General features: G+C 67.9%; 1 protein-coding gene. It reads left to right on the plus strand.

The window, feature by feature from the left end:
- Nucleotides 1-315: hypothetical protein (locus SB847_RS20735; RefSeq protein WP_486304281.1), on the plus strand; the 315-nt coding region annotated here is incomplete at both ends.

Genomic DNA, 315 nt, shown 5'->3' on the forward strand with positions numbered 1-315 from the left:
GCGATGGCAGGGTGCTGAGCGGTCCGCGGGCCGTCGACCGCGCGGGCTGGAAGTATTACCGAACGCCCGACGGCGAACTCGCCTCGATCGGGCTGGCGCCGGGAACTCCCGCCGTCACCTTCGACCGCACCCGCTTCCTCCGAGACCGCTCCGAAGCCGTCAACTTCGCTGGGATCATCCTGGCGGGAACGGCCAAGCGCCCCGCTCAGTTCGGCTGTTTCGGCCTCCACGAATGGGCGATGGTGTACCGGCAGGAGAAGTTCGAGTTACGCCACGAATACCTGGAGTTGCGGCTCGGCGCCGAGGGCACTGACG

This window comes from Bacillus sp. SIMBA_026 (genome assembly GCF_046535335.1).
In the GTDB taxonomy this organism is placed as follows: domain Bacteria; phylum Bacillota; class Bacilli; order Bacillales; family Bacillaceae; genus Bacillus; species Bacillus velezensis.